At 41.1% G+C, this 17,787-nt stretch carries 17 protein-coding genes and 1 pseudogene; 5 read left to right on the top strand and 13 right to left on the bottom strand.

The features are described 5' to 3' along the window. Window positions 1–61 precede the first annotated feature (61 nt). Window positions 62–832: a LytR/AlgR family response regulator transcription factor gene (locus tag ACSZOX_RS14015; RefSeq protein ID WP_437920672.1), complete on the bottom strand. Its 771-nt coding sequence runs from the start codon at window positions 830–832 to the stop codon at window positions 62–64. Window positions 833–848: 16 nt separating this feature from the next. Next, a complete protein-coding gene (locus tag ACSZOX_RS14010) occupies window positions 849–1,922 on the bottom strand; it encodes a hypothetical protein (protein WP_437920670.1) in 1,074 nt (357 codons plus the stop codon). 224 nt (window positions 1,923–2,146) lie between these two features. On the opposite strand from ACSZOX_RS14010, the gene ACSZOX_RS14005 reads away from it, so the two are divergent. Both ACSZOX_RS14005 and ACSZOX_RS14000 read left to right on the top strand, forming a co-directional pair. Continuing rightward, on the top strand, window positions 2,147–2,770 hold the full coding sequence (locus ACSZOX_RS14005; RefSeq protein ID WP_437920669.1) for a Crp/Fnr family transcriptional regulator: 624 nt from the start codon (window positions 2,147–2,149) through the stop codon (window positions 2,768–2,770). 264 nt (window positions 2,771–3,034) lie between these two features. Then, window positions 3,035–3,451, top strand: coding sequence for a hypothetical protein (locus ACSZOX_RS14000; RefSeq protein ID WP_437920668.1), 417 nt, complete (start codon window positions 3,035–3,037; stop codon window positions 3,449–3,451). A gap of 53 nt (window positions 3,452–3,504) precedes the next feature. Here ACSZOX_RS14000 and ACSZOX_RS13995 read toward each other — a convergent pair whose 3' ends face one another. The 4 genes from ACSZOX_RS13995 to ACSZOX_RS13980 form a co-directional block, all read right to left on the bottom strand. Further along, window positions 3,505–4,740: a peroxiredoxin family protein gene (locus ACSZOX_RS13995; RefSeq protein WP_437920667.1), complete on the bottom strand. Its 1,236-nt coding sequence runs from the start codon at window positions 4,738–4,740 to the stop codon at window positions 3,505–3,507. 3 nt (window positions 4,741–4,743) lie between these two features. Then, window positions 4,744–6,108, bottom strand: coding sequence for a RagB/SusD family nutrient uptake outer membrane protein (locus ACSZOX_RS13990; RefSeq protein ID WP_437920666.1), 1,365 nt, complete (start codon window positions 6,106–6,108; stop codon window positions 4,744–4,746). Window positions 6,109–6,131: 23 nt separating this feature from the next. Continuing rightward, complete coding sequence (locus ACSZOX_RS13985) at window positions 6,132–9,332, bottom strand: SusC/RagA family TonB-linked outer membrane protein (RefSeq protein WP_437920665.1); 3,201 nt, start codon at window positions 9,330–9,332, stop codon at window positions 6,132–6,134. Between the two features lie 346 nt (window positions 9,333–9,678). Beyond that, a complete protein-coding gene (locus tag ACSZOX_RS13980) occupies window positions 9,679–9,888 on the bottom strand; it encodes a hypothetical protein (protein ID WP_437920664.1) in 210 nt (69 codons plus the stop codon). 734 nt (window positions 9,889–10,622) lie between these two features. Here ACSZOX_RS13980 and ACSZOX_RS13975 point away from each other — a divergent pair. Then, entirely contained in the window at window positions 10,623–10,859 is a 237-nt protein-coding gene (locus tag ACSZOX_RS13975) for a helix-turn-helix domain-containing protein (protein WP_437920663.1), read from the top strand. An 8-nt stretch (window positions 10,860–10,867) separates the two neighbouring features. Here ACSZOX_RS13975 and ACSZOX_RS13970 read toward each other — a convergent pair whose 3' ends face one another. From ACSZOX_RS13970 to ACSZOX_RS13960, 3 genes are all read right to left on the bottom strand, one after another. Then, window positions 10,868–11,737: a nucleotidyltransferase domain-containing protein gene (locus tag ACSZOX_RS13970; RefSeq protein ID WP_437920662.1), complete on the bottom strand. Its 870-nt coding sequence runs from the start codon at window positions 11,735–11,737 to the stop codon at window positions 10,868–10,870. Between the two features lie 177 nt (window positions 11,738–11,914). Then, a complete protein-coding gene (locus tag ACSZOX_RS13965) occupies window positions 11,915–12,268 on the bottom strand; it encodes a hypothetical protein (protein ID WP_437920661.1) in 354 nt (117 codons plus the stop codon). A 6-nt stretch (window positions 12,269–12,274) separates the two neighbouring features. Further along, window positions 12,275–12,706 (bottom strand): hypothetical protein, encoded by a 432-nt coding sequence (locus ACSZOX_RS13960; protein ID WP_437920660.1) that lies wholly within the window; start codon window positions 12,704–12,706, stop codon window positions 12,275–12,277. 144 nt (window positions 12,707–12,850) lie between these two features. On the opposite strand from ACSZOX_RS13960, the gene ACSZOX_RS13955 reads away from it, so the two are divergent. Further along, entirely contained in the window at window positions 12,851–13,141 is a 291-nt protein-coding gene (locus ACSZOX_RS13955; RefSeq protein WP_437920658.1) for a transposase, read from the top strand. 496 nt (window positions 13,142–13,637) lie between these two features. After that, window positions 13,638–14,597 (top strand): hypothetical protein, encoded by a 960-nt coding sequence (locus ACSZOX_RS13950; protein WP_437920656.1) that lies wholly within the window; start codon window positions 13,638–13,640, stop codon window positions 14,595–14,597. Window positions 14,598–14,833: 236 nt separating this feature from the next. Here the strand turns inward: ACSZOX_RS13950 and ACSZOX_RS13945 are convergent, their stop codons facing one another. The 4 genes and pseudogenes from ACSZOX_RS13945 to ACSZOX_RS13930 all read right to left on the bottom strand — a co-directional run bounded on the left by ACSZOX_RS13945 (window position 14,834) and on the right by ACSZOX_RS13930 (window position 17,782). Then, window positions 14,834–16,063 (bottom strand): IS256 family transposase, encoded by a 1,230-nt coding sequence (locus ACSZOX_RS13945; RefSeq protein ID WP_437920655.1) that lies wholly within the window; start codon window positions 16,061–16,063, stop codon window positions 14,834–14,836. A gap of 100 nt (window positions 16,064–16,163) precedes the next feature. After that, entirely contained in the window at window positions 16,164–16,703 is a 540-nt protein-coding gene (locus tag ACSZOX_RS13940) for a M91 family zinc metallopeptidase (protein ID WP_437920810.1), read from the bottom strand. Next, window positions 16,692–16,844, bottom strand: a pseudogene (locus ACSZOX_RS13935) (RHS repeat-associated core domain-containing protein); the annotation flags it as partial. The gene ACSZOX_RS13940 and the pseudogene ACSZOX_RS13935, both read right to left, overlap by 12 nt. 149 nt (window positions 16,845–16,993) lie before the next feature. Continuing rightward, window positions 16,994–17,782: an ankyrin repeat domain-containing protein gene (locus ACSZOX_RS13930; RefSeq protein WP_437920653.1), complete on the bottom strand. Its 789-nt coding sequence runs from the start codon at window positions 17,780–17,782 to the stop codon at window positions 16,994–16,996. Between the last annotated feature and the right edge of the window lie 5 nt (window positions 17,783–17,787).

The following is a 17,787-nucleotide window of genomic DNA, read 5'->3' as shown; positions in this document are numbered from 1 at the left end:
CGAGGTTGCTTCTTTTACATTATTTCGGAATGACGATAAGGCCGATTAAAAACACATAAACCTACAGCCCATAATTTTCATCAAACCAGCAAAAGAATCCAGGATAAGCAGCTTTTGCTCCCAGTTCGAGATTCTCCTGCGGATAATGCTTCAAAACCACACTATTCCCTTTTCGATAATCAAAATAGAGTACCGAAATAATTTTTGATCGCGAGATCTGTATGCAATAAGCCTTCGGAAGATGTTCTTTCAATTGAACAAGCGATACCTTATATTCGTATGCCTTACCATTGTTCATGTAAAAGCGTGCCATGGTATCATCTTCTTCAATATATACAATATCCTTAAAATGAAGCATAATGGTCTTTCCAGTCTCTTTTTCATCCAGCAACATATATTGACGTCCACCCTGTAGTTCGTTAAACGTAGGGATACGTGCTAAGCTCCTTTTAATTCGGTTAATCGCACCCATCAAATCCGTATAATGGAGTGGTTTTTCCAGGACTTCCGTTATCTTATTCCTCCCGAGTTCCGAAGCCTTGATATCATACCCCGAGCAAAGGATCACATGCATAGGTCGCACAGACAAATCCGCAGGATCCACCAAAAGAGCTACCTGTTGCAGAAGATCAAAAGCATTCAATTGCGGCATATCATAATCCAATAACAAAATATCGGCACCATAATAGAGCAAATAATCGATACCCTTTTTCACATCAGTTGTCGCTTTGGTGAGTTTCACTTCCACAATTTGGGATATAATTTCCTTAGCAAGTGCAATAAAGTGTGGATCATCGTCTATCACCACCATTCTCATAGGCGCTTTTACCATATAGTCGCGATTTTAGCTACAGTTTCACCGGCAGCTGAATAAGTAATTTAAATATACCACCGTGTTGTTCCACCTCAAATTTCATCTTATCTCCATAGGTTTCCGCTAATTGCTTCCGCATGTATTCCAAACCCTGCCCACTACTTTTATAAGACGACTCCCGATTATCCGCCACCAAATTACGCGAAGAAATCATCAATTGCTGCTCCTCCACCCGAAGTGTTAATAACGTACATTGCTCATCCGCCGATACAGCACTATGCTTTACCATATTTTTGGCAACACTTAAAATTAGCGAAGGTAATATATAAGCTTCGTTCACATCGCCCGATACCTCAAAGCGAATTCCCGTGCAATCTTCGATAGCAAGAAATTTCCGTGTTATGTCAATCTCTTTCCGCAAAGGAATAATCCTTGAAGGAGAAAAATAGAAATGTTTCTCTCCATAGCTCAACAGATCTTGCATATAATCTACCTGCACGGGCGTAAACTTTTCTACAGTAAGCAAGGACAATGAAATACGAGTCCTAAAGTTCTGCGAAAAATGTCTCATCATCGCATTGATCACTAGCTCAGTCTTCGCAACCTCTTTTGTCACTTGCAACTCCAGAGGAATCACCGAATCTGGAAAATACCTTACCAGCATAGTATCCAAAAGGCCATATAATTCCTTATCCAGAACAAAGAACAAGATCCCATATTTTGCAAAATTAAGGTACCATATCCCATAGTTGATCCAATATATAGACCAGAGCACCTTTGCATTCGGATTAACTATGTTACGCGATAAGAACGTATCCATTCCATGCAATAACAAATAACCTAACAAGCCCAGCAGAAAGAAACTGAGCAATATCCGCATAATGGCCGACACCCCACGGGCCTTCCTTCGCCATAAGATAATACAGTACCTCACCCAATAAGCCATAGCAATACCAGCACAAGCAAACACACTTAGCGCCACAACGCGAGACATGGTCAAAGGTTTACCATGACTATTCAAAACCAGCAACAGAAGCACATAAAGCAGGCATAAAGTCAGATGGATAAAAGCCCTCCGATTTTTCAATATACGGACATATAGGTTCATCTTATGTATAATTTAGTTAGCACTAAATTTCAACAATTAAATTATTATTCCATAAAAAAAATGTAGAAAGGCTTTTTTCGGGAGTGAATTTACAGCAAACTATGCATAAAGCGTTAAAACGTAACTTTCATAATTTCTACCCTCTAGAAAAACCCTTTGACAGATAAAATATAACTAATCCGCCGAAAAACAAGAAATTGGCCGTTCCAACAAATTCCTAGCTTATGGAAAAGATTACAAACAACAACCCAGGCTTACGGCTATTACTCGCCTTTTGGTCCAAACACTGTGCGCTAGAGTATTTTCATACCCAATGGATCAAGGAAAACCTAGAGATCATCCCGGTGCGGCGCAACCAAGTGCTACATTGGGCTGATGAGCCCGCACAAAACATCTATTTTGTATGCAAGGGCATACTGGCGCGCGTCACCGAAGAAGTGCACAAACACAAAAAGAAGCGCCGTATTCAAACCTTCGCCCTCCCCAATTCCAGCCTCATGACTACCTTACATCCTTTTACCGGTACCCTTCGCGAAGGAAGCCTTGTAGCTCTACGGACAGGCATCGTTATCCGCATACCCAACAAAGCAATTGAACTACTACAGGCCCAAGATCCACAAATAGCCACCTTCATTCACATCTTAAACAATAAAAAACAACGACACTTGTTTCTTCAGAGCCAAATTTTACGGCCTATGAAACCTTTCTCAAGGTACTTGGCCTTCACGAAATACATGCCCGAAATACAACGGTTAACCACCCAGCAAGAACAAGCCGATTTTTTAAATGTTTCACGAGATAGCATTCAAAAAGCCCAAAAGTTTCTCCTCAAATCCAAAAGTAGTTAAAATTAGCCTGCCCTAAGCAGGCCAGAATACCTCACAAGCGCTTCCGATATTTGAAAAGCAATGATATTTATAACGTTATTACAAGTTAAGAAATGAAAAGAAATCGAAAATTTGCCCTCTTCCCGCCTTTGCGGTAGAGCGATTTATAAGGAGAAAAGATCGGCTGGCGGCAGATCCTTCTCATCAGACTGACTCGATCAGATACCATCGAGTAAATCAAGGTATCAGCAACTGATTTTATTTAAAGATTTTTATTTCTTTCCTATGAAAAATTCAAAATTCAAGGGGCTATTTGCCTCTCTTACCATATGTGCATTACTAGCGGTTGGAACACTGTCTGTAGCCCATGCGGGTGAAAAAGACAAAGAAAAAAAAGAAGAGCCTAAAAAAGCTGTTCTTGTAAATCCACAATGGTTCACCTATACCGCCAATCCCAACAGTGTTAATTTTGCTACGGAAAAAATGAATCCTGCAAACTACAGTTCAACAGGAATTTCCGATCAGGATGAGCGTCCATGTAATGATGCCAACGAGTTCTGTGGAATCTATGCGGAAACCGTTACCCTAGCAGGACAATCCAGACCGGATCTGTCATCTGCGCAGCCGGTGTACACAGCATTACAGTCCTACAGCAACGGTTCAGGTCCATCAGATCTGATCGATGAAAAACAGTCGCAGTAAAACAAGTAAGGGCTCCGCAAATAGGGAGCCCTTTTACATTTTCTACAGCTGAATTACTCGACAAAAAGTAATTTTACCAACCTTTTCTCCTCTCTCAGATAGAGGTTCAAACGAAGGAGCTGCTCGTTCATCTTTTGCAGACCAGCATCTATCAGGGGTAGTTGTGCCGTACTCCACTCAAAATCATCCGGAAGAGCTGTTTCATTCAACACGTTGGGGAGACCTGGGGCAGCATTCATGATATTGTACAATGTGGAGAGATTAAAATTCCCCTGTTTCTTAACCGAAGAAACCTTATCGTTTTCATGTAGCCGTCGCAGCACCCATACCGGCATAAGCGAGTCCCTCTCTACAATATCCAGATTAAAAAAGAACGAAAGATCGGAACGTATTTTCGGCTTCAGTTGTGCTAAAGGCTTTCCCTCGGCAAAAGTGATCCTGTAACCATATAGGTATTTTTTTTCCCATTCTTTTTTATATTTCTCTTTTCTGGCTGTAACAAAAAGTTCTGATGGATCTTTCGACAGATAGAACCAACGCTTGCGAAATTTGACGAGCTCAGGATCCTCTATCGTATAAGCTATAAGATCGGGCAGGCTCCTGTTTACAAACTTCAAAGAGACCAGACCTCCTAGCGTGTCAACAGAAGGCCGATCAAGTGTACGTCGTTCCCCCGCAGCGTAACCGGAAACGGAAACTTTCCCCAGAGCCGATCGTTCTTCCTTATTTTCCACCGATTTATTTATCTTTTTTTGCCCATCGCTTCCATTTTCAAACTTAGGTTCAAAATATGGAGTACCACCATTCAGAAGGCTGGAGATATTATCAGCGTTGACATATTCCTTATAGGTTATCGCGACCACTACCCTATCGGGATCCAGAATAACAAGATGGGGCATCGACAGATAGGGAAATAAAAGGGATAGATCATTTTCTCCAACTACGGTGCCTATCGAAAGCTGGCTTGTTACCACATTACTTCCCCAGAAACTACGTACCAGATCTATAGGCTGATCGTTCACAGCGAGCACCTCCAGTCCGTCCGGCCACATTGCTTTAAGTTTCTCCATTCCGCTCAGACTGCTGACACAGGCCCCGCAATAGGTTTTCCAAAAATCCAGGATAATATACCTACCTGCAAAAGACGAAAGCCGCTGCGAAAGAATCTCTCCATTTACATATCTGCTCAGTTCAACGTCAGGACATTTATCGCCGACCTGTAAACCCGGTTGAGCATATATCAGGCATGAACATAGCAGTAGCACTGCCAACAATAATTTCTTCGCCATAATCTAAGGGTTCTGTTGCATATTACTGTAATTGATCACCGTCTGCGGTATGAGTATCGTCAACCGCTCAGAACCTGCTTCCAGCCTGTAAACCTTATCGGACATCATTCTGGTCGGCGTCCCGATCAGATCGCTGTCCACATCAAGTCGGCGGATATCCATCCAGCGGAGCCCTCTCCACAGCAGCTCCTTTCTCCGCTCCTTCATCACATCACCGAGCAATCCCTCCCTGTCCATAGCTGTATACGGGATATATGTACCCTGCTTCCAACGTTTGACCAAAAGGGTGTTGAGGTCGGAAACCGCTTGATCGTAACTGCCCAGACGTACCGCGGTCTCAGCTCTCATCAGGAGCATCTCATCCAGTGCAATACCAAAAAAGATCGATGTGGCAGACCCCGCATAAGACCCTTTAAATGCATAGCTGCCCGCATTAGTTCCCGTGTTCGTTCGGAAATAAGCCGTTTTCCGGATATCATTAGCATCGTAGGATGTATAGAGCACCGTGTCGATCTTTGCAGCCCCCTGATTGATAATCACATTACTATAGCCGATAGCGTGAAAGATCACCTCTCTGTTAAGTGCGGAAAAAGGAAGGGTGGCCGTAGGCGTTATATCTGCTGTACTTCGAAAATCGAGCAATTGATCCTCTCCGAACAGGCCGATACAGCTGTCCGCATAGCGGTAACTGTTTTCGTAATCCCCCATACAGAGAAATACCCTTCCCAATAAACCATATGCGGCAGCCTTCCCCGGCTGTGTCCTGGTCGGCACTTCGACCGGGAGTAAAGCCACAGCCGCCATAAGATCCGCAATTATCGCATCATAGCTTTCCTTTACCGTAGAGCGGACGGTGGGCACAGCGATATCCGTGCCCGTTCTGATGGGAATACCCTGATCCGTCTCTGCTGAAGCTGCACGAAAAGGCCTGCAATATAATTGCGCCGTCCAGAAATGATAGAAAGCTCTAAAAAACAGGGCAGAACCGTAAATCCGATCATATTCCGACTGCTCTTTGGACGGATCATAACTGATCTTTGGAAGTTCCTCCAACAGTACATTCGCATTGTAAACACCTTGATAAAGCTTATTCCAGCCCTCATTCTCCTGCCGTTGCCAAAGATAAAGATCCCGTACCTTTTCATCCGTGACACTGTTGAAGCTTGATACGGTCACATAGTAATCGTCCGATAGCACCTGAGGAACGTAGGGAAGATTGGTAAAAAGAAGCGGATTGTTGAGCAATAGCGAAAGGTCGTACAGATCCGCCGGAATAGCAAGTTTATTATCCGGAACTTTGTCCAGAAAGCTACTGCAGGAACAAAAACAGATTACGCTGCAGAACATCATCATCAATATTTTTTTCATGGTTTTCATCATTTATGGTAAAATCAGAACACGATCTTCAGATCCAGCGCAACGAGCGACGGCGTTTTTCCATTTTTTGGATTATCGGGATCCAGGCCGAATCGGTTTCTTTTCCACAGCAGGTGGTCACCGCTATAGTATCCTCCGACCTCCAGACTCCTGATCGCAAACCGTTCATTTATCCGGACAGGCAACCTGTAAGAAATACGCAGGTCGCGTAGACGTATATGGTCCCCACGGTCAACATTGACCTCCGAATACGTGTAAAATGTGGAGGCATCGGAATTCACAGGATAAGTAAATGCCGGCACGTCGGTAAACTGCTCATCACCGGGCTTCTGCCAGCGGTCCGCATACTCCGAAGGCAGATAATCAAGAAATTGCACCGCACTGTAATAATTTAGAGAAGGTTTCCTGAAATAGTATCCGAATTTGTAGGTCAGATTGAAGGAGAACGACCAGGGACCGTAGCTGAACGTATTCAGCAGGTTCCCGAAATACGGTGGCGTAGCCGGGCCGTGCAATACCTGTTCTTCGTTCGGTGTACCTTGAATGATCTGCGCATAGTTTTCCGAAGGCTCCCCATCCCAAATCCCCCGGGCAGCCCCCGTTTCGGGGTTGAGGCCTGCCCAGCGATGGCTGACAACCATGTACGGGTTGAATCCCTCATATGGATAAATAGTGGCTCCGTCCGAAACATAACCTGTTTTGGCTACATTATCGTTCAGGTATTTTGTCACTTTAAACGTATTGTAACTCAGCAGAAATCCGCTGCTCCAGGAAAAACGGGCTCGCTGTATATTGACCGTGTTGAGCGAGAGTTCCAGACCGTTGCCCGTAATATCTGCAGAATTCGTCAGCATGGTTGTGATTCCCGTTGTAGGATCCAGCGATTGCGTGGCAAAGACATCGGTGGACTGCTTTCTGTAATAGTCCACGGAGAACCTGAATCGTTCGGACGACATATCCATCCCCAGATTTAGCGTCCCAACCTTTTCCCAGCGCAGATCGGGATTTGAAGGGTTGAGTACCGAGGCATAAGGCAGCAGCGTAAGCGTTGCCGAAGAATAATAGCCCAATGTTGTATAGGCACTCCTATTGTTCAGCACATTCCCGCTGTAGCCGTAACTCGTCCGTATCTTCAGATCGGGCAGCCGTCCTTGGTCATAGAACGGTTCCTTAGCGACATGCCAGCTGGTCCCCACCGACCATAGCGGTGTCCATTTATCACGGGTTTTTACCCCGAATATATTTGCGGCATCGTTACGGAAACTGCCGAAAAGAGTATACCGATCCCGGTACACATAATTTGCATTTCCAAAATATGAAACATAGCGGTAGTTCGTTTCGCTGAAATCATCCATGTACGGTATCGTGGCCGCACTTAAAAGATGCCTGTTAAAACGGGTGGTATAATTTACCCGTTGCGTGTTCAGGTTACGGTCATAGCCATACGATCGGGCCGTGTTTGCAACTGTTCCACTTGTCCTCCACTCACTGCCGGCCATTGCCGTCAACGCATGTTCCTTTCCAAATCTCCTGTTCCAGTCCAACAGGGCACGTCCGTTGTGCGAGGAGATATCCGACCTCACCTGGTCCAATATACCGCCCTGCGGAACCGGATAGATGGAACTGCTTTCGGTAGTCTGCAGGTCTGTATAGTTGTTCACCAGATCACGGACAAAATACGATTCTTCCACATGGCTGTCACGTCTGACCGTCCTCTGCTGTTGGAACTGATAGCTCAGCCGCAGCGACAGACCGTCTGTGATAAGGTACTGCAGCCCTAGATCTGCAAGGATATTCTGGGTTTTGGACACATTGTCGTTCAGCTGAAGTTCATCCAGTGGGCGATAGTTCCAATCGTAAAGCCGGTCTGTCTCCAGACCATCCGTATATCCTTTGCGAAAGCGTTTAAGCATGACCGATGAGCTGCCATCATCCTCCCTCAGCCTTGAATATATCGGGATCACCTGCGCGTACTCGTCGAACCATTCCCCCTCACCGAAAGCACCAAGGCTATTGTTTGTGCGGTTGGTTCCGGTAAAGAGCGATCCCAGCTGCAGCTTTAGACGCCTGTTAAGTTGCATATCCTGTGTCCAGCGCATGGTCAGACGATTATCATCATCGCCTATCAGCTCCGAAATATTTCGGTTATACCCCACCGAAAAACGTGAACTCGAGCCTCCGTTGTTCCGCATCAGTGATAAGGAATGCTGTCTGCTCGAAGCATTGCGATAGATATAATCCATAAAATCCTGACGTACATCCTGTCGCCGCAAAGCATTCAGCTCATTTTCCGATTCTTCTGCAGACAACTGTCCGGACCTTGTACGGTCCAGAATCTCCACCGTCTCACTCACAGGCATTTTATAGGGATTGGATAGGTAGTCGTCGAAGTATCCTAGATCAAACAGTTCACTTTCAAAATCTACAAAATCGGAAGACGAGGCAATCCTCCTTCCGAAAAGATCACGCTTCTGTTGGATTGACAGTGTCGAGTTCCAGTTGATTTCCGTCCCCTTGGCCCCTTTGCCCGTTTTTGAAGTGATCACAATCACACCATTGCCGGCCCTTGTTCCCCATATTGAAGCCGCCGCCGCATCCTTTAAAATTGTAATAGACTCAACATCGGCAGGATTAATGGAGCTGATATCACCTTCAAATGGAAAATTATCAAGGATAATAAGTGGTGACATGGTCTCGTTCAAAAGGGTGTAAACTCCCCGGATCTGTGTTAGGGTATTACTTGAATTTCTCCGATCGAACAGCACGTTACTTACTCCGTCCAACCGTTCAAGGATATTGGGTTGCACCTGACGTTCCAATATTTCCTTTGAAATATGGTCAAATGCTCCCACGGCCCGCTCCCTGGAGATCGTCTGGTAACCGGTGCTGACCACTTCCACATCTTCAATTAGGTTTTCGAGCGGTTCAAGCTCAATGGTAAAAAAGGTAGTTGTTGGATCATAGGCTACACGTTTTGTTTTGAAGGCAAGGTGCTTCAGTTCAATTGTTCCTTCCCCTGCGTTTACATTTATATTAAATCTGCCGTTCTTGTCCGTACTGCTGTGCTCGCTACCTACGTGGATCGATACTGCCTCAATAGCTTTTCCATCCGCAGCAGAGCGTACCTCCCCCTTCAGTTGGCGGAACGTTTGAAGCCCATCGGCCCCACTGTCCTTGCGGGGCTCCTGAGCTAGCAACTGATTACTAAACAACAAAACTGTTAAAACTATCAGCAGTGGGTACACTACTGTAGATCGTTGAAATCTGAAAAACCGGAGCGAATGCAGGAGACTCTTCGGGAATCCATTTCTTCGAGTGTTCTTCGGATACGCTTCGACACTTCTTCGTACCTCCTTCGAGGCTTGTTCGAGAGCTTTTCGAGTCCAGCTCGAAGCGAGTCGAACAACAACCGAACAGCGGTCGAAGAAACTATGAGCAAAATCACCTATTTTCACGAAAAAAGGAGAGCCAATTTGGGGTACTTTTAAGTACCCATAAAGTACCTTTCTAGTTCCAGTTAAGTACTTTTCGCTTAGTACTACATCAGTACTTGAACAGTACTTAACAGGTACCTGGGAAATAAGGGGTACCTGAATTGGAATTATCTTCCGCAGATGCCCGTTTTTTTGCTGAATATTTTGGAAACCTAAGCACTGGAAATAAAGCGTCCGGCTTCGGTTGTTTTTTGACCTGAAAAGGTACCTGTAGATCAGGGTGCATATCCTTCGAAACAGGACATAGCTTTCCCCTATGCGTAATTTTTGCATTCATCAAATGGGTTAAATGTACGGTCAGTCAGGATAAAAAGCACCCAACAACAGCACTGTTAAACAAAAAAATTAAGGTCGGAATGCTTTCAAATATTCATAAGCGGTAATACGGTTCCTGTACGAAACACTCCGAAAACGGTAAAAAATCCGGTCACCCATCCGAAAATCTGCGAAGCTGGAAATTTTATGTGCTCAATGGGAAAAAGATACCAATAGTATGGAAATTTTAAGAATGGACCAGTATCTTTAACCAAAGAGCAGAATACTTTCACAGCTCTTCAAATAGTGTGACCGGTGCAGAATACATTGGAAAAGAAGGTGAAACCGTTAGCATGGTATACCGTGAATAACTCAAGTTGCAAACAGTTACAGCTCAAATTTCCCTTTGCATTCGGCAAAACTTATCGCACCCCTATTCGGGAGGCGAAATGACTAAGCACAGCAGAAGTAAACCGTTAGCGGCTCGCTTTGTTGTACTGCAAAAAAAAGAAATTGGATCCTTTTTCGCGATCTTTAGCCCTAAAAAACCGTCTATTGAAACGGAATGGGAACCTATTCTTCTATTTATTTGATTAAATCTTTTCTTTAACATTTCTCCTCATCGTCAATTGTTTTTTAGGTCTCAGATCGAGGAATATATTTAAATCTATAATTTCTTTTCCAAATATAATCACACCTTTTAATATATGGAAATAATCCTACAATTAATTTTTTCGTTTTGAGCTCTTTTGTTTGATGAGTATTGATAAAGACAAATTTTCAAAAAAGTTCGGACAGCATTTAAAGGATATTCGTGAAGGTCGAAAAATTCGCACTGAGAAAGTAAGTCTACGAAAATTAGAACAGATATCAGAAATTGATTTTAGTCAAATACACAGAATTGAAAAAGGAGAATCTTCACCATCACTACTGACACTAAAAGCTCTTGCAGACGCTCTACAAATTTCGCTAAAGGATTTAATTGATTTTTAATTTAACGGCTAAGAAAGGCTTTCTAGACGGCGCAAACATATCTGATTTGCAAGTGGTATTAGTCTATTTAAGCGTTTATCTATTTCTTTAACGTCATCTAATGATACTTCAAAATCCATTTTATATTTACCACTTATATAAGCACGGTTCAGAAGATCAAACAATCTCCTTTCATAACTATCATTTACATCAGGAAAAATCTCATTTATTTCCTTTGAAAGTGCGCTCACAGAACGTCGATATTTTTTTAAGTTATGAAGTTTTGGTTTGATTCCCATAAACACTAACAACAAAACACTGTATATTGCTTCAATGGTTTGAAATTGAAACCACAGTGTAAGTCCTGGTCTAGTAGTACCTTCTATTGATTTTTGTAGTTTATCTTGAGATGTTTCATAAAATTCCAAAATATTCTCGTTCCAGAATTTATAATATTCAACTGCATTTTTGCGAATCTGCTCAATAGACAATGGCTGGGGTTCAACAAGTTCTTTTTGCCCTTTGTCAAATAGTAACACTCCTTCGTAGTAAACAGGAACAAAAAAGTAATTGCCGGTTGAAAGCTCCTTATTGAAGTATTCAATATCATACATGAAGAAGTTGATATCTGGACGTGCTTTGATACGCTTTTCTAATTCATCAGCAAGCTGAAATTCCTTCACCTGCGTTTTATCAGTAATGACGATCAAATCATAGTCACTAATGTAGAAGTATTTTATGCCATCCTTCATATATACCTGATCGGTATAGCCTCCCCTAGCATAACTGCCATACAATATAATCTTGTCGGGATTGACGAAGTCGATAATAACCTGTTTTATCGCTTCGATCTCATTCAATTTATCTTCTGGAATTGTTATAGGCAACTGCGTATTCATAAATTAAAGGTAAGGAAAATATTGTCGCCTTTGATCTATATGTTCACTTGAAGAAAGAAACCAATATCATCTCAATAATAGAATTTGTCATGAGTTAGCTAAACCTGCCGCAATTCATCACCTCTTCCTAATCAAACCAACATACGTTGATTAACAGTTTCGTGCCTCGCTATTCTTCTAAAAGTCAGTTTCTCTAACAATGAACGGTTTCAGTTCAGTTATTTCTTCCTCTGTCAATTCAATAGGTTTTATGTGCGTAAAATAAGAACGGTAATGTAATTTGCCTACTATAAAATTAATCGTAGTGGGGGTAATATCCTCAACCAAAACAAGATTAACGTCGGGATTATAATAACCTTGATATTCAATATCACTATCGAAGTCTTGTATTAGCCGAGTCGGATTATAAACACTTAATTGATAATATTTATTACTTAGTAATACATAAACATCTATTCGATAGCCTTTATAAAAACTCTCAAAGTCCATATATTCACTATCATCCAAACAAAAAATTTTAAATTCTTCCATTATTTGCTATTCTTTAACTGGTGAAACTTTTACTTGATCGAGGAGATTTTGAAATTGAGGAACCGTCAAGTTTCGATTTACAGGAACGATTTCAAAATGCCCAGCATCATTACCTCGCTGGATGATTTTTAGCCCTTCGGGCAGAGATTCAATCCTATATGCTCCTCCAAATTTAGACAAAGAGGAGGCATCGGTATTTAATGATATTCCACGTTTATTTTCAACATAACCCTCATTCGTTAATTTATAGTCCATTTTTCTCAATTTAAATGTACTTCCACCTCGAAAAACAGGTACATTTTTACCCTTGTAAAGAACAGTAACGCCCGCTCTTAGTGTTCGAGGTAATAAATTATGCAGAGATGATCGTCCACCAGCTGATCGCGAGCCCATCATATCTCCCATTCCGCCTGTTGCTTTATCAAGCATTAAGGTCATACCGGCGTAGCCCGCATGATCCTTGCGGCCGTCAGGCCCAGATTGAAGTGGAAGTCCAGTTTGTTCTCGCTTCTTGCCTGGCAGTTCTCCAGCCCTGTGAACTGTTTGGCGTCGCGGTTGATGAACTCGATCTGACTGGTGTCTTTGAATAAGCTAGATCAAGCGTTGTCTTATTACAAACAAAGATTGCAGATTGAAACATTGTTCAGGGCAATGAAAACCAGTGGATTCAATCTTGAAGACACACACCCAACGGCTTTGGATAAGTTGGAAAAACTAATACTTCTCACCATGATAGCATTTCTCTGGTGCTATAAGGTTGAAGATTATATTGATCAAGAGCTAAAGCCAAAAAGCATGAAAGAAGAGCCAAATCTGTATTCAGATATGAACTCGATTATATATGGGAATCCCTATTATCACGAAAAAAACTAAAAATCAATATTATACAAATTTTGTCATGTACTTAGCTAAAACATGCAATCTAAACGATCCAATTAATTGATGTCCGCCCAAATCTAGGCAAATTCTAAACGAAAGCTTCATTAATTTTACCAAAACATTTTGAATAAATTAATTTATTTTATATATTAGAGAAATAAATTTAAAAAATGTTTATGAAACAAACCAAATTATTGCTACCAAGTCTAACACTGGTATTACTAGCAGCCTGTGAAAAACAGCCAATTGTTGAGAGTTCTATTAAAGAAAGTGAAACCGAAACAATAACAATCAAAAGTGAAAGCTATCCCAAGGACTCTATTTATTTACAGTTCTCAAAATGCGTAGGAATGGACACTTCACAGTTTTATTTCGACCAAGAAGAAGAAGTTTTCAAGTTCAATAGATACGACGGATTCATTAATCCAGAAACTTACCTTTTATTGAGAACAAAATGAAAAAATCGGTTTTATTCTTTTTAATGTCAATTGTGGCAAACATAATATTGGCACAAGGCACTGGAGTTACTTGGACAACTGCATTGTATCAATCGGGATTACTAACACATACGAATGGAACTAGGTATATTTTAAAAAATAATGGACTTGAAAAAACGCTTGACATTAGCCTAGGTGTAGAACGTTCTTCTGATTTAATAGGGTCTGCAACGATATTTGACGCATATGTAGCTTTTATTGATGCGTCAGGAAACCACCTGCTAACAACTGATACAATGTCCTTCCATTCACAAGATTTCACAGGGCCAAATGGAACCCCGACAGCATCTGGATTGAAACAGGTCTTCCTAAAAATCCCAGCAAGTTTCGTCATGCCAGGCCGTTTAGCTGTTGCTTATAGGTCTAGAGCAAGTAGTAGCCAAACCACTGGCTTTTTTGTGGTTCATGAAGAAAGGGCAATACCTGTGGTTGTGGAAACACAATTTGACGGGCCTGATAACATCTGTTCTGAGGCTACATACACGATAACTTATCCTGGAACGATAACTTTAGAGAATGCCACAGGAATCGCATCACTCACCGCTTTAGGAAATAACCAATGGAAAATTACTAAAACAGGATCTATAAATGGGGTAGTGACTTTAAAATCACAACAACAATACGATAAATACACTAAAACTGTTGAAATTGGCAGCATGTTACCAACTAGTATTGACGGAAATAATATCCTAAATGCCGGTTCTCATTCCTTTATATTGAATAATAGTTCATTGGAAAATACAATTGTTTGGAATGCCCGTAGCCAATCAAATAATGTATCGATAACGACTTTTGATAATGGGAACTTCATACAAGTAAATGTTAGTAATTGGAATCCATATGGTAATAATCAAATAATTTTAGAGGTAACAATTACTTCCCCTTGTGGCGAATCAACAACTTTAACTCGAACATTAGGTGCAGGATATGGAGGACCTATAGAGGAGACATAGTGTGAAACACAAAATTTACACAACAATGCACGCAAAAAAAAAAACGTAATAACTATTTTATAGTACATAACATAAAATACAACGTATTAAATTTCAGATAATCAAGTTAGACTTTTACAAATAAAGCAGTTGATATTAGAGAATTATTTCTACGCAATAGGGAGTGTAAAGCGAACTGTGTCACAACACTCCTTTTAGGGTTCGTGCTCAGAGGCTGAAAGCCTCGAGTGCGAACCCTAAAAGGAGTTGCCGAAGGCCTTAATTCTATCTCCAAATTTAATGTGTAATTGTTGCATTGTCAATCCCCAGTTACGAATAGGCATAGTCCATTTCTTTGAAATGTCTTTAATAGTCAGGTAAACGAGCTTCAATAGCGCCTGATCGGAGGTAAATGCCCCTTTCGTTTTCGTGATTTTTCGAATCTGGCGGTGCATCGCCTCAATGGCATTTGTCGTATAAATAGCTCTGCGTATATCGGGTGAATACTCGAAATAGGTAGACAGGTTTCCCCAATTATCCAGCCATCCCTTTACAGATAAGGGATATTTCCTGCCCCATTTTTCGTCAAACTCCAACAACTTTTCATAGCCCTGATCCTGATTATTGGCCTGATAAATAGGCTTTAAATCTGCAACAACAGCCTTTTTGTCTTTTTCGGGAACATACCGCAGACTTGAACGTATTTGGTGAACTATGCAGAGTTGGATCTGCGTTTTGGGATACACGGCTTCGATGGCATCAGGGAATCCCTTTAAACCGTCAATGCACGCAACCAGAATATCTTCAACGCCACGTTGCTTGAGATCCGTCAGTACCGAAAGCCAGAACTTCGCGCCTTCATTTTCTGAAAGATAGATGCCGATCAGGTCTTTTCGACCATCCTGATTCACCCCAAGTATATTGTACACCGCACGCGTCTGCACACTACCATTATCTTTAACTTTATAATGCATACAGTCCAGAAAAACAAAGGGATAGACCGATTCTAGCGGACGGTTCCGCCATTCGTTGAGGGAAGGAATGACCTTGTCAGTAATATTGGAGATTTCCGTAGCTGATATATCCATGGCATACATCTCTTTGACATAGCTCGAAATATCTCTTGTACTCATCCCCCTGGCATACATCGAGATAACATTGCCTTCCAGTTCTGTAATGATCAATTGACGTTTTGGGACTATCTTAGGCTCAAAAGTGCCGTTTCGGTCACGACCGCTCTCCAGTTCGAAATGTCCCGCCTGAATACTACGTACGGTCTTTTTTGCCTTCCCGTTTTTACGGTTAATATCCCCCGAAGCTTTACTTTCCTGTAGATGGTGATCTAGTTCCCCTTCCAACATACTTTCCAGAAGATGTTTCAGCATCGGTGCAAAAACACCATCTGTACCGCCCATTTTCTTTCCTTCGTAAAGGCCTCGCATTGCTTCCTCTTTGAAGCGTTCAAAGTCAAATTCCTCTTTTCCCATTTTCTGTGTCTAATATAAAAATTCTTTATTTGACACAGTTCAGTTTACAACCTCCATTTTTCTGTTAGATTTTAAAATTATGATCAAAATTACAACTCTGTTACTTAATCAACTTTACCCCTAAATATGTTTTTCGTTCTGGCATATTTAACATTTTACGTATTCGGTTTTCATTGATTATTGCACGTCTTTCCATTCTCTGAGTAACAAATTTCTCTCTATTATTAACATTCAGACGACGTGCTTCTTTCAAATCGCGTCCCTCTTCGCCTGCAAAAATATCTTTGACATGTGTCAATTCATGGCTTAAAGTAACCGCCGAATTAGTCGCCTCCACATCCTGCATTTTAACTCCATCAAGTTGCGCATACTCTAATTCAACACCTTTGCCTGTATGTGAAACGCCAGTTCTTTTCATTCTATCATAATTTTCTTTACTGACATCATCATTACCAAAAATTGATTTCTCGGCTTTAACTTCACTAACATAAACTGTTTCTTTATTAGAAGAGATGAATTCAAACACTTGTCGTAGAACTGGATCTTTAAGCAATACTCTAACATCTTTTATGTATTGCAATTTAAACTCCATCGAACCGACGACCTTAATTGAATCCCCATTGACATCAATATATTTCAAAGGGTTTAAACCACCATATTGATAAGGAGATAATGCAAAATACTTATCAGAAAACCTATCAATGACATTAAAACGACCTACTTCTGTGTCATAAAACCTAGCACCATAATCCAACTGGTCACCAAGCTCCGTCTGAACTTCCTTGCCATTATAAAGATTTCATTATCCTTTTCGTCGAGTTCACTATTTAAGAAACTGAAGTCTTCCCGCTTTATTGATTGTTCTTCTACGTTTTGAATAAGATTACTCGCCATAGTAAAGCGCTGCTAAGGAACGATTACATAGATATTTTATCCCCCACTCTCTATCGTTTTACAACAGCCTTTTTTAATTATAAGCTTTCTTACCATATAAAAATACTCGTCTTTTGTTAGAAATTTACTTTCCTGAAGGTATTCGCAAGCGTATACTGGTTCAGCTTTCTGATATGCATCATATTTTGTAAATACCCTAGCATTGCAATCAGCTCCCTTCATCATCAAAAAGTACGCTAAATCCAAACGATTTGAATGAACAGCAACGCTAAATGCATTTCTATCTTTTGAACTGCGATAATTTATCTGTGCTCCCGAAAGGAGAAGATTTTCAACAATCTTCTTATTTCCTTTAGAAATCGCATACATTAACGCTGAATAATCCAAAACATCAATATTCTTTTTGGAATTATTTAACTTCTGATTTACATCAGCGCCATGTTTTACAAGCATTAAATAATATGGATAGTATTCCTTTTCATCCAATTCACCACAAACCAATAAAAATGGCGAAGCTCCGTTGTCGAAATCGTATAAATCTAAATTAAACCCTAAAGACAGTAAAGTTTTGAATGCATTCATTTTCTTATGGATGATTGCTAGATGAAGTACCGTCATTCCATATTTTGATTCCTGAAATGACAACAGTGATTTATTTTTCGATATCTCCTTCTTTATACCCTCACTGTCATCACTTCTAATTAAAGCAGCTAATTTCCAGGATTTTGTACCTTTGAAGATCTGAAAATCTGACGACAAATAAGTTTCATGATCACTACATGAAAATACTACAATCGCCAATAGTAATAATAATAAAAATTTCATACTAA

It is taken from the genome of Sphingobacterium sp. LRF_L2 (genome assembly GCF_965644235.1).
Taxonomy (GTDB): domain Bacteria; phylum Bacteroidota; class Bacteroidia; order Sphingobacteriales; family Sphingobacteriaceae; genus Sphingobacterium.
The sequence above is the reverse complement of the archived record's forward strand: the minus strand, read 5'-3'. Positions and strand labels throughout refer to the sequence as shown.

What these genes read in the sequence shown, in the direction of transcription:
- ACSZOX_RS13980 (WP_437920664.1), bottom strand. Translation starts at nt 9,888, where the DNA reads ATGAATGCAAAAATTACGCATAGGGGAAAGCTATGTCCTGTTTCGAAG.
- ACSZOX_RS13975 (WP_437920663.1), top strand. Translation starts at nt 10,623, where the DNA reads ATGAGTATTGATAAAGACAAATTTTCAAAAAAGTTCGGACAGCATTTA.
- ACSZOX_RS13930 (WP_437920653.1), bottom strand. Translation starts at nt 17,782, where the DNA reads ATGAAATTTTTATTATTATTACTATTGGCGATTGTAGTATTTTCATGT.
- ACSZOX_RS13965 (WP_437920661.1), bottom strand. Translation starts at nt 12,268, where the DNA reads ATGGAAGAATTTAAAATTTTTTGTTTGGATGATAGTGAATATATGGAC.
- ACSZOX_RS13970 (WP_437920662.1), bottom strand. Translation starts at nt 11,737, where the DNA reads ATGAATACGCAGTTGCCTATAACAATTCCAGAAGATAAATTGAATGAG.
- ACSZOX_RS13960 (WP_437920660.1), bottom strand. Translation starts at nt 12,706, where the DNA reads ATGACCTTAATGCTTGATAAAGCAACAGGCGGAATGGGAGATATGATG.
- ACSZOX_RS14005 (WP_437920669.1), top strand. Translation starts at nt 2,147, where the DNA reads ATGGAAAAGATTACAAACAACAACCCAGGCTTACGGCTATTACTCGCC.
- ACSZOX_RS13995 (WP_437920667.1), bottom strand. Translation starts at nt 4,740, where the DNA reads ATGGCGAAGAAATTATTGTTGGCAGTGCTACTGCTATGTTCATGCCTG.
- ACSZOX_RS14000 (WP_437920668.1), top strand. Translation starts at nt 3,035, where the DNA reads ATGAAAAATTCAAAATTCAAGGGGCTATTTGCCTCTCTTACCATATGT.
- ACSZOX_RS14015 (WP_437920672.1), bottom strand. Translation starts at nt 832, where the DNA reads ATGGTAAAAGCGCCTATGAGAATGGTGGTGATAGACGATGATCCACAC.
- ACSZOX_RS14010 (WP_437920670.1), bottom strand. Translation starts at nt 1,922, where the DNA reads ATGAACCTATATGTCCGTATATTGAAAAATCGGAGGGCTTTTATCCAT.
- ACSZOX_RS13990 (WP_437920666.1), bottom strand. Translation starts at nt 6,108, where the DNA reads ATGAAAAAAATATTGATGATGATGTTCTGCAGCGTAATCTGTTTTTGT.
- ACSZOX_RS13945 (WP_437920655.1), bottom strand. Translation starts at nt 16,063, where the DNA reads ATGGGAAAAGAGGAATTTGACTTTGAACGCTTCAAAGAGGAAGCAATG.